This is a genomic window from Streptacidiphilus sp. BW17 (genome assembly GCF_041262485.1).
In the GTDB taxonomy this organism is placed as follows: domain Bacteria; phylum Actinomycetota; class Actinomycetes; order Streptomycetales; family Streptomycetaceae; genus Streptacidiphilus.
The window spans coordinates 1-11,360 of sequence record NZ_JBGCCR010000005.1; the positions used below are offsets into that span (position 1 = coordinate 1).

Annotated in this window: 7 protein-coding genes and 1 pseudogene; 5 read left to right on the forward strand and 3 right to left on the reverse strand. The window is 68.6% G+C overall.

The genetic code is table 11. The features are described from left to right. The first annotated feature begins 238 nt into the window (after positions 1-238). Complete coding sequence (locus ABH940_RS07590) at positions 239-751, forward strand: putative immunity protein (RefSeq protein ID WP_370104883.1); 513 nt, start codon at positions 239-241, stop codon at positions 749-751. Between the two features lie 55 nt (positions 752-806). Here the strand turns inward: ABH940_RS07590 and ABH940_RS07595 are convergent. Beyond that, a pseudogene (locus ABH940_RS07595) lies at positions 807-1,163 on the reverse strand (glycosyltransferase family 2 protein); the annotation flags it as partial. A gap of 325 nt (positions 1,164-1,488) precedes the next feature. After that, positions 1,489-1,914 (reverse strand): hypothetical protein, encoded by a 426-nt coding sequence (locus tag ABH940_RS07600; RefSeq protein WP_370104884.1) that lies wholly within the window; start codon positions 1,912-1,914, stop codon positions 1,489-1,491. Positions 1,915-2,271: 357 nt separating this feature from the next. Between ABH940_RS07600 and istA the strand changes: the two genes are divergently transcribed. Continuing rightward, positions 2,272-3,543: an IS21 family transposase gene (istA, locus tag ABH940_RS07605; protein ID WP_370104885.1), complete on the forward strand. Its 1,272-nt coding sequence runs from the start codon at positions 2,272-2,274 to the stop codon at positions 3,541-3,543. After that, positions 3,540-4,361, forward strand: coding sequence for an IS21-like element helper ATPase IstB (gene istB, locus ABH940_RS07610; protein ID WP_370104886.1), 822 nt, complete (start codon positions 3,540-3,542; stop codon positions 4,359-4,361). The genes istA and istB overlap by 4 nt, the downstream gene beginning before the upstream one ends. A gap of 27 nt (positions 4,362-4,388) precedes the next feature. Here the strand turns inward: istB and ABH940_RS07615 are convergent, their stop codons facing one another. Next, on the reverse strand, positions 4,389-5,885 hold the full coding sequence (locus ABH940_RS07615; RefSeq protein WP_370104887.1) for a serine/threonine-protein kinase: 1,497 nt from the start codon (positions 5,883-5,885) through the stop codon (positions 4,389-4,391). A 153-nt stretch (positions 5,886-6,038) separates the two neighbouring features. On the opposite strand from ABH940_RS07615, the gene ABH940_RS07620 reads away from it, so the two are divergent. Then, complete coding sequence (locus ABH940_RS07620; protein WP_370105028.1) at positions 6,039-10,136, forward strand: restriction endonuclease; 4,098 nt, start codon at positions 6,039-6,041, stop codon at positions 10,134-10,136. Between the two features lie 346 nt (positions 10,137-10,482). Next, positions 10,483-11,358, forward strand: coding sequence for a glycosyltransferase family 2 protein (locus ABH940_RS07625; protein WP_370105029.1), 876 nt, complete (start codon positions 10,483-10,485; stop codon positions 11,356-11,358). Positions 11,359-11,360: the final 2 nt, after the last annotated feature.

The following is an 11,360-nucleotide window of genomic DNA, read 5'->3' on the forward strand; positions in this document are numbered from 1 at the left end:
CCTGGGACTCCGGGGACCCACCCCACCCATGGACGCCATCTCCGTCTTCACACCCGCCCCCGAACATCGAGGCGTCCATAGAACAATTATGACACTCCATTCAGCCCACACCAAGCCCCAGCCATCCCCCACACGAGTGAAAAACCCCAGGTCACAGCGAGTTTGACGCTACCTCGGAAGGACGCCGCGCCCCCGCCCCAACCTTGAGAGCCGCGCAGCATCGCAGTACGGTCGAACGGTGATCCTTCCCAAGGTCCGCGACCCGCGGTTCATCACTGTCCGCCGCGGTGGGACGCTCACGGACCCCGACCATCAGCTCCTGGCGATGTGGGCCGCCGACTGCGCGGAGCACGTGCTGCATCTCTTCGAGTCGGTGCAGCCATCGGACCTCCGACCGCGTCAGGCGATCGCGCAGGTTCGGGCGTGGGCGCGCGGAGAGATCAGGATGTCCGAGTCGCGCGCAGCGGGTGGCCATGCCATGGCTGCGGCACGGGTGTTGAGCGGAGCGCCGCGTCATGCGGCATTCGCTGCCGGCCAGGCCGCGGTGGTGGCGCATGTCGCTGCGCATGAACTGGGCGCTGCAGCCTATGCGATCAAGGCCGTGCAGGCGGCGGCACCTGCAGACGAGGCCGAGGGCGCCGGACGAATCGAGTGCCGCTGGCAGCGCGAACAGCTCCCGGATGCGATCCGCGAACTTGTCCTGGACGACCAGCGCCTGCGCAACGAGATCTGCTGGTCGGTCTTCGACTGAAGCGGAACGGCCGACGCCACCGGACACAGCCGGTGGCGTCGGCCGCAGCCGCGATTCAGATGATCGGCGGGCGGCCCAGGCGGGTCATCCGCCACACCGTCGACCAGCGCATCGGGCGGCGCGGGCCGGCGGGTTCGCGCCAGCCGGCGGCGAAGCCGCGGAGCCAGGCGCGGAGGGTGTCGCCGGACGGACGGCGCGCGACGGTGAGCAGGAACCACGCCCCGAGGTAGATCGGGACCAGCGGCGCGGGCAGGTTGCGCCGGGCGAGCCAGACGCGGTTGCGGGCGACGTTGTGGTTGTAGGTGGCGTGCCGCGAGGGAAGCGTGCGCGGGTGGCGCAGCACGACGTCGGGGCGGTATTCGATATTCCAGCCCGCGTCGAGGGCGCGCCAGGCGAGGTCGGTCTCCTCGTGTTTACCTGCCTCACCAGTGACCACTACCACCCTGAACTGCACGTCCATGTTGCACACATGTATTCATCAATCCATCTGGGCTCGGCATGGCAGAGTATCGGGATTCGGCGATGGCCCGGCGCAGAAGACGTACCTCCTCGTCGCTGAGCAACAGCTGTACTGCCGTCATATCGGTCATGCGGAACCCTTCGGTTCAGATCGAGCAGTGGGACGGGCCACCGGGCTGATGTGCAGTCACCAACTGTTGGACCCGATGAATCGGGGGTCCCCCGGGCATGGAACTTTCTTTTGGCAGGCCGGAGAGGGCGTGGCGTTGAGATGTTCGTTACTTGCTGGCCGTTCGCGCTTCCCATGTCTGCCTGTCCGAGATGCAGACGGAGACGGAGTGCTCGTACCAATTGGAAGCCTCTGGTAGATCGCTGATCATCGAGAGAATCCGCGGCTCGAACCTCAGAAGCGTCAGGGTCTTCCAACCGTGTGGGATCTCGTCCCAGCTGGCCCTGAACTGCTGGGTGACGGCGATGACGGTGATTGTCACCCAGGCGACGTCGCTCTGGTCGGCCCGCTGGAAGCAGCAATCGAAGCGTCTGCCGACTGGTACTTCTGCGTAGTTGAATGAGAGGAAGAGTGCTTCTTCGTTCGCGGCTCGGTGCCGGAAGACCTGGCCGATGGCCGCGAGGGCGTCCTTGTCGGCGCGGCTCTCGACCAGAAGCGTCCGACCAGCGAGCGGCGTGTCGTCTTCAGTCCTCACGCCGCCATTCTCGCCTCCTGCCACCGCCGGCGTCCGTCCGGCTCGGGGCTCTGTGGGGATTCCTCTGGGGCATCACCGTGAATGGTCTCCGGGGGGGGCGTACTTCGTCCAGGTACCTCCGGCTGCTGGCATATACCGTCGTGGCCTGCGCCTTGTAACGTCGGGATCGGTCAAGGTGCAGGCACCAGCCCGAGCCAGCCCGAGGGTTTCCGGTCAGACCGGGCCCTGCCGCCAACTTCCTGCAACCGAGCGCCTCTCGGCGACGGGTGAAAACTGACCGCCGAACGGCGGATCAACGGTGACCCACCTCGCGATCGTCTGATCATCCTGATCTTCATCAAGGGTCAGGAGGAGAGGGTGATTCACGTGGAGGACTGGGCCGAGATCCGTCGGCTGCACCGGGCCGAGGAGATGCCGATCCGGGCGATCGCCCGTCACCTGGGCATCTCGAAGAACACGGTGAAGCGGGCCCTGGCCACCGACCAGCCCCCGGTCTACCAGCGTCCGCTGAAGGGCTCGGCGGTCGACGCGTTCGAGCCCGCCATCCGCGAGCTGCTGAAGCAGACGCCGACGATGCCCGCGACGGTGATCGCCGAGCGGATCGGCTGGCCCCGCGGGCTGACGATCCTGAAGGAGCGGGTGCGCGAGTTGCGGCCCGCCTACCTGCCCGTCGACCCGGTCTCGCGGACCGTCTACCAGCCGGGCGAGCTCGCGCAGTGTGATCTGTGGTTCCCGGCCGTGGACATCCCGCTGGGCTACGGCCAGTCCGGACGGCCGCCGGTCCTGGTCATCGTCTCGGGCTACTCGCGCGTGATCACCGCCCGGATGCTGCCGTCCCGGCAGACCGGGGACCTGATCGACGGCCACTGGCGCCTGCTCGCCGACGGCTGGGGAGCCGTCCCGAAGACCCTGGTCTGGGACAACGAGGCCGGGGTCGGCAAAGGCAGGCTGACCAGCGAGTTCGCGGCCTTCGCCGGACTGCTGGCCACCCGAGTCCACCTCTGCCGCCCTCGTGACCCGGAGGCGAAGGGCCTGGTCGAACGCGCCAACGGCTACCTGGAGACCAGCTTCCTGCCGGGCCGGGTCTTCACCGGACCCACCGACTTCAACACCCAGCTCAGGGCCTGGTTGCAGATCGCCAACCGGCGGATCCACCGCTCGATCGACGCGAGGCCGGCGGATCGTTGGGAGGCGGACCGGGCCGCGATGCTGCAGGTCCCGCCGGTGTCGCCCCCGCACTGGTGGCGCTTCCACATCCGCATCGGCCGTGATCACTACGTCCGCGTGGACACCAACGACTACTCCGTCCACCCACGCGCGATCGGCAAGACCGTGATGGTCCGCGCGGACAACGAGGAGGTCAGCGTCATCGCGGGCAACGACGTCGTCGCCCGGCACACCCGCTGCTGGGCCCGCCACCAGACCCTGACCGACCCCGAGCACGCCGCCGCGGCCCAGGCCCTGCGCGGCGAAGCGATCCACCAACGGGCCGCCCGCGCGGCCACGGCCCGAGCCGCCCTGCTGGCCCCCGACAGCCTCGGCATCGAGGTCGAGCAACGCGAACTCGGCGTCTATGACCGCATGTTCACCCTCATCGAGGGCGGCGCCGGAAGGGAGGACACCCGATGACCGCGACCACGGCCGCCCCGGCCAAGACGGACGGCAAGACGACCCGCACCGGCCGACAGGCCGCCGCCGACCTGGCGTTTTGCGCCCGCGCACTGAATGCGCCGGCCCTGCTGGACGCCGCCGAGCGGCTTGCCGAACGCGCCCAGGCCGAGTCCTGGACCCACCTCGAATACCTGGTCGCCTGCCTGCAGCGCGAGGTCTCCGCCCGCGACAGCCACGGCGGCGAGGGCCGCATCCGCGCGGCCCGGTTCCCCGCGATCAAGACGATCGAGGAACTCGACCTCACCCATCTGCGCGGCCTGACGCGCCAACAACTCGCCCACCTGGGAACATTGGACTTCATAGCCGCCCGCGAGAACGCGATCTTCCTCGGGCCGCCGGGCACCGGCAAGACACACCTGGCCACCGGGCTCGCAGTGAGGGCCTGCCAGGCCGGCCACCGCGTCGCGTTCGCTACCGCCGCCCAGTGGGTCGACCGCCTCGCTGCCGCCCACCACGCCGGCCGGCTCCAGGACGAACTGGTCAAGCTCGGTCGCTACCCGCTGATCGTGGTCGACGAAGTGGGCTACATCCCGTTCGAAGCCGAGGCCGCGAACCTGTTCTTCCAACTGATCTCGAACCGCTACGAGAGGGCCAGCGTGATCGTCACCAGCAACAAGCCCTTCGGACGCTGGGGAGAGGTCTTCGGCGACGAGACCGTCGCCGCCGCCATGATCGACCGACTCGTCCACCACGCCGAGGTCCACTCCCTCAAGGGCGAGTCCTACCGCATGCGCGGCCGCGACCTCGGCCGCGTCCCCACCACCGACAACGACTGAACACGAGCACTGACGACGCGAAAAGGGTCAGATCTCGACCGACCAAAGTGGGTCACGGTTCGGCCGCCGCCGACAGCGCTCGGGCATCGTGGCGGGGTGAACCAGTTGCCGCGCCTGAGCCTCAGCGAGCCAGGTTGCCCATCGAGTGATGAACTCCTCTAGATCCCCGGCTTCTACTTCCGTGAAGGGCCAGGCCACCTGGTGAATGGCGGTCGAGCGCCCCAGCGCGGCTCGTGAGGTCGCGTCGGGGGCCATCGCGAATGGGTCGTACGGCTCGATGTCACCCAGCCTCTTGAGCGGGTGCGTCATGAAGGCCGTTTCGTACCACCGATACTGACCAGCCTGCTTCGCATCGCAGAACCACAGTGAGTGCTTGCGCCCGATGTAGCCACGGACCGGTGGAGTGGCCTTCACGGTGAGGGTAGCGTGTGCGATCACGTCGAACGGCGGCTCGGTCCCGTTACGCCACACGTCGCCGCTCACCGGTTCCACCGCAGAAAGGTGCAGTTCCCCGTCGCCCAGCTGGAAGGTCCATCCCACGCGGTCCGGCGTGAGCTTTCCTTCGCTGGCCTCCTCGGTAAGCGAGGTGCGGAACTCCCTGGAGATCGGGGCGAACGACTCCTGCGCGGACTGCAATAGCCCTGTCCGCCGGTCCTGTTCGGCCTGCTTGGTGGAGGCCTGAGCCTCCGCCGCCGCCCGCTGAGCTGCAACGTTCTGATTGGCCTGAGCCAGCCCGGTGAGGCTGGCGAAGCAGACCGGTTGAGCGATCCTGCCGAGCTTGCCCAGCAGCTCTGCGGGCGTCGGCCGGGACTGCGGGCTCTTGTACAGGCAAGCGGCGACCAGGGTCGCGAATGACGCCGGTGCGTTCGGCAGGGCCGTAGCCGGCTGACCGAGATGCTGGTCCCGGAAGTCGGAGTTGTCAGGTCCCAGGAACGGCCGAGCTCCGGAGAACATCTCGAACGCCATGATGCCGACGGCGTACACATCCGCGGCGATCGTCGCCCGCTCCAGGCGCCACCGCTCCGGCGCGAAATATGCGGCCGTCCCGATGTCCCTGGCGGTGTGGCTCTCGGTGGCGGCGTCGGCGAACCGGGCGGTGCCGAAGTCCGCCAGATGCCACGTGCCGTTCAACATCAACACGTTCGCCGGCTTCAGGTCACGGTGCACGACGTCGCCTTCGAGGTCGGCCAGGGCCGTCACGACGTCCGCCAGGATCGTCACGCACTCCTCCAGCGGCAGGGCCCCGCCGGCCTGCTCAAGGTGCTGGCGCAGCGATTTGTCGGCGCGCGGCATGACGATCGCGTAGTCGTTCCCGTACATGCCGCTGTCGATGATGGGAATGACGTTCCGCTTGCCCACCCCATCGAACAGCAGTTCGCGACTGGCGCCGGGGCGGTTCGCGATCAGCTTGATCGCAACCGGGTCGCCATCGGGGGACCCGGCGAGGAATACCTTGCCGTAGGTGCCGCTGTCCAGGAACGGGCCGAGCACCCATTCCTGCCTGTCGAGCTTCAGCCTGGTCACGAACCAACCCCTTGTCTTGCTCCACCATCGGCTACGTCGTGCCAGCTCCACGCAGGTCGGAAGATGCGGTCATCGCGCGACCGAGTGCTCCGAGATTGCAGCCGACATCCTGGCCAGTGACCGTAGCACATGGGGTGCTACGATATTGGTGTGATGGAAATGGGCTTCGGCGCGATGGTGCGGCAGGCGCGGCTCGCGCATAGCTGGAAACAAGCGGACCTCGCCAAGCGGGTCGGCATGAGCCAGCGCGCGGTGAGCAACTGGGAGCGGGGCGCGGCCGAGCCGGAAGACGCGGTCAAGGACCAGGTGCTCGCCGCGTTGGGGCTGCGCGACCCGGCTGCGGCGGGGGCGGTGCGCGCTGAACCTGTCTATCCGGGGCGTGCTCTGGTCGACGAGCTGCCGTTGGAGCAGCTGAGCCCAGAGGATTTCGAGGAGTTCATCGCCGATCTGATGGCGGCCTCCCATCCGGGGGCGTTCGTCAACCGCATCGGGAAGACCGGCCACACGCAAGACGGCTACGACGTGCACGTCAAGTCCTCGGGCGCGCTGGTGGTCGGGGTGCAGTGCAAGCGTGAGGCGCAGTTCGGGCCGAGGAAGGTCGCCGACGCCGTCGATGAGGTCCGCAAGGCCGCCACGAAGGACGGGGCCGAGCCAGTCGGCGCCTCGGTCATCGCCTTGTCCCGGATCGCCAGCCCGGACGCCCGCAAGGAGATGCGCAAGCATCCGGGGTGGGAGCTGTGGGACCGCAACGACCTGTCGCGCAAAGTGCGCGAGCTCAGCCTGGACCGCGCGGTCCCGATCGTCAGGCGGTTCTTCCCCCTGATGCTGACCGACTTCCTCGGCGTCGTACGCCCCGGCCCCTGGCTGGACAACCGGCAGTACATCGACCGTTGGTACGCCGACAAGATCTACACGCACCGCTGGCGCCTGGTAGGTTCCTCCGACGCCGTCGACATCCTCGCCGGGTTCGCTGCCCGCAGCCAGGGCGGCATCAGGCTGTTGACCGGCCTCGGAGGGTCGGGGAAGACGAAGGTGTTGACGGAGGTGTGTCGTCGCGCTGCCGCGGGCGGGGTCGCTGTCCGGATTCTGGAACCTGACACCGAGGTGGGCCCCGAGTCCTTCGAGCAGTTGCCCAGCGGCGCGCTGCTGGTAATCGTCGACGACGCCCACGACGAGAGCGTCCCGCTAGGCAGGGTCGTCGCCGGCGTTCAGGGGGCGAACCCGCAGGCGAACATCCTGGTGTCGCTGCGACCGTACGGGTCCGCACACGTCCGCACCGAACTGCGTCGCGTCGGCTTTCACAGCGCCGACATGCCGGAGATGAAGGTTCCAGAGCTGGACTTGGAGGCCGCGACGGAGCTGGCGTGTGAAGTGCTGGACGAGTCGTTGCGTCACTTCGGCCCGCAGTTGGCCGCCGCCGCTTCGGACTGCCCACTGCTTATCACGACCGGGGCCGCGTTGGTCAACCGCGGGGAGCTGAACCCGGAAGGATTCCAGGACGATCAGCGGCTGCACGCCGAGCTCATCGACCGCCTCGCCGAAGCGTTGACCGCGCAGTCCGAAGCCGACAATCCGGCACGCCGGGACGTGCTCACCGCGCTGGCCGCCTACCAGCCGGTTGATCTGTCCGATGCGCAGACCCGCACCTCCCTGGAGCAGCTGACCGGCTTGGACTTCGCTCAGACCGGGCCACTTGTGTCGGGCCTGGAGGACGCCGGGCTGGTGCTGCGCCGCGGTGCCACCGTGCGTGTCGTGCCCGATCTGTTGGGCGACGCGCTGCTGAGCCGGGCGGCCCGCCACCGTGGCGCGGAGGTGCCGACCGGGTATTTGGACAAGGCGCTGAGTGCGGCGCAGGGCACTGCGGTCCGGAACCTGATCGTCAACGCCGGGCGGGTCGACTGGCAGGCCGCAGACAGCGGCCCGGACGGCTCCGGCCTGATCGAGCCGCTGTGGCGGCTGGTGGAGGCCGCATTCCGCGACAGCGACGCCGCCGACCGCGCCGCCACCCTGGAACTGGTTGCCAAGATCGCGTTTTACCAGCCGCGCCGGTCCCTGCAACTGGTGCAGTGGGCGATGGCGCACCCGGCAAAGCCGGCAAGCAAGGGCATCGGGTTCGGATTCACCCACGCCTTCACCGACGACGACGTCCGTCAAGCGTTGGCACAGGTTCTGCGCCCGATTGCCTGGTACCCCGAGCTGTTCCCGAAAGCCGCCGAGCTGCTGTGGACGCTGGCGGCCGGTGACGGGCGCGAGCCCCACCGGTTCCCCGACCACCCCCGGCGGGTGCTCCAGGAGTTGGCGTCCTTCACTCGTCAGGGGCCGACCTGGTACCAGCGGACGCTGGTGGGACTGGTTGACCGCTGGCTGAACCGGTATCAGGGCACCGGGATCAGCAGCCCGCTGATAGTGCTGGGACCGCTGCTGGCCACAAGTGGCCACGATGAGCAGTGGACACCCGGTGCCCTGGTGTTCAAGCCCTACGCCCTGGTCCCCGCGCCGCAAGTCCTCGAGCTGCGCTCCGCCGTCCTCGGCCTCGCCTTCGCACAGCTGGGCAGCGACCGCCCGGACTGGGCCGCCGAAGCAGCCGGCCTCATCGGGGCCGCGTTCACGCTCGCCCCCGCCGGCTTCGGCCTGACGATCAGCGAAGAGCTGCAGCAGGACTGGTCACTGCACTTCGCCGAAGTGCTGCAGCGCCTGCACGAATTCCTCACCGATCATCCGTTGGGCCCCACGATGCTCGTCGCCGTCCGCGGCCACCTCCAGTGGACCGGTGAATACGGGCCCGAACAACTGCGCCGCCGCGCCCAGGCCATCGCCAAGGACATGCCGACGACCGCGGAACACCGGCTGGCCCGCGCCCTGCACGGCGGGCCCGTCGACCCGGTCGACAGTCCCGACCTGGTCGTCCGGGAGCAGCTGCAGCAGAGCCTGCTCACTGACGCCGTGTCCGGCATCGCCGACTGGCCGGACGAGCAGGTCGCCCACCAGATCAGTGCACTGCTGCGTGACGAGCGCGCGGTATTCGGCCCCGATACAGGCCGGGCTCGCCCCTTCATCTGGGAGCTGATCACCAAGCGGCCCTCGCTGGGCCCTGTCTTCTGCACACACGCCGCGGCCGAACCCGAAAGCCCGCTGCGTCCCCTGGTGTCGATTACGCTGTGTGCCATGGGCCAGGCCGGACAGCCCGAAACGATCAAGCTGGGCCGGCAGCTTGCCGACAACGACATCGAACTGGCCCGGCAGGTGGCGCACGCCGTTGGGCTGCAGCGCGGGCGCAACACCCTGCTTCCCGGCGAAGCCGACCTACTCAAAGCCCTCGCGAGCGACAGCGACCCCGTCGTCGCAGACGCAGCAGCCGGCGCCGCGCGCTACCTGGCCACCGCCGGACACCAGGAGCTCGCCGTCGAGCTGCTGTTCGCAGCCCTTCCGCACACCGGGCTGCATCAGATCGCGCTGGCATTCGGACCGCAGCCGTACGGCACACCGTCCTGGGCGTCGCTGCCCGAGCAGCGAAAGACAGCAGTCCTGCGGGCACTCGCCACCTGTTCCTCGATCGAGGACTATGAGACCGGCCAACTCCTGGCGCAGATCACGCTCACAGACCCGGGTCGCGTCGTCGAGGTACTCCAGTGCCGCGTGGAGCTCGCCGAGCAGGACCGGCCGCCGGAGTTCACGCCACTGCCTCCCGTCTGGCACACGATCCTGCCATTCCGCGAGAGTCCGCAGCTTCCCGAACTGCTGCGACAGGTCCGAGAGTGGCTGGCCGCCGCTCCCGGATCAGCGTGGCGCGCCTACCTGGGCAGCGAATTGTTCGCGCTGGTCGCAGGGCCGTTCGACGCACAGGCGCTGGAGGTCATCTACGACTATGTCGACCACCCAGACCCGGCGAAGATGCAGGTAGTGGCGGTCATGCTGCGAGGCGCGCCGCGGGAGCTGGCCTGGAACACCGAAGCCGTCCGCCGCATCCTGCGCGCGGCCGACCGATGCGGCCCAGAGAGCCTGACCTTGGTGCAGTCCGCGCTCATCGACGTCGGCGTTCACAGCCAGCGCCGCACCATGGCCGGAGGGCCGTTCGCCGCCGAGGCCGAGCTGCACTCCCGGGCGCAGACGCTGGCAGCCGCGTGCCTGCCCGGAAGCGTCGAGGAACAGTTCTACCAAGACCTGGCCGCCTCGGCCGCCCGCTCGGTGGACGCCTGGGCGGCGCTGCGCGAGGCCACGACCCCACCTGATGACCGTCGAAACTGGGGCTGAATACCGCGGCGGCGCTGCCCGCCGCCCGCCCGCCTCACCGCGCTGCAGGCTCTGCGGAAGGCGTTGCGCCTGCGCCCGGGCCAGCGGCTCCTGGCGATCGGCGGCAACGGCGGAGTCGGGAGCACTACGGTCCAGCTCGCCAAGGCGATGGGGGCCCACGTGACAGCGGTGGCCAGTGCCCCAGCGCGAAGTTCTGCTGGAAGGTCGGCGGTGGCGTAGGCGGCACTCCCGGTTCTACCGACTCGACGGCTGACTCCTCGCAGCTCGCTGGCCGCCCCTCGCTAACACGGCGGTGCCACGCACGGATAGCATGAACAGCCTCTTCTACCTGCTGGAGTCTGCCGCCATGCCATTGCCGCGTCTCGGGGTCGTCATCGTGACGATGGGAAATCGTCCGAAGGAGCTGGAGGCGTTGCTGGCCTCTGTCGAGATGCAGGATGTCCCGGCGACGCGCGTGGTGCTGATCGGGAACGCCACCCCCCTGACCGACGTGACGGCGGACGTGACGAAGATCCCACTGGAAGAGAACCTGGGCTGCCCGGGCGGACGCAACGTCGGCCTTGAGGCTCTGGCAGCTGCGGGGGATGTGGACGTGGCGATCGAGTTGGACGACGACGGACTCCTGATTGCGGATGATGTGTTCCGCACGATCCAGGAGCTCTATTCGGCGGACCCCGAGCTCGGCATCGTCGGCTTCAGGATCGCCGACGAGAACGGCCAGACCGCGCGCCGCTGGGTGCCGCGGCTGCGCCCGAAGGACCCGATGCTCCGCGGCTTGGTCACTGCCTTCCTCGGGGGAGCCCACGCGTTCTCCATGCCCATGCTCAAGGAGACGGGACTTTGGCCGTCTGCCTTCTTTTTTGGTCATGAAGAGTCGGATTTGGGGTGGCGCGCCCTTGACAATGGATGGAACATCGCGTATGAGCCGTCGCTAGTGTTGCAGCATCCGCTCACCGCCGCATCGCGACACGCGACCCACTTCCGGTTCACCGCCCGGAACCGCGTGTGGCTAGCGCGTCGGCGGCTCCCGATTCCACTGATCCCGGTCTACCTCGGGACGTGGATCCTCATCACCATGGCCCGAACGCGGTCGCTGGCCAATATCCGGGCCTGGTGGAGTGGTTTCTTCGAGGGATGGCGCACGTCGTGCGGTCCCCGGAAGCCGATGAAGTGGCGCACAGTCTGGCGAATGACGCGGCTGGGGCGCCCCCCGATCCTCTAGGC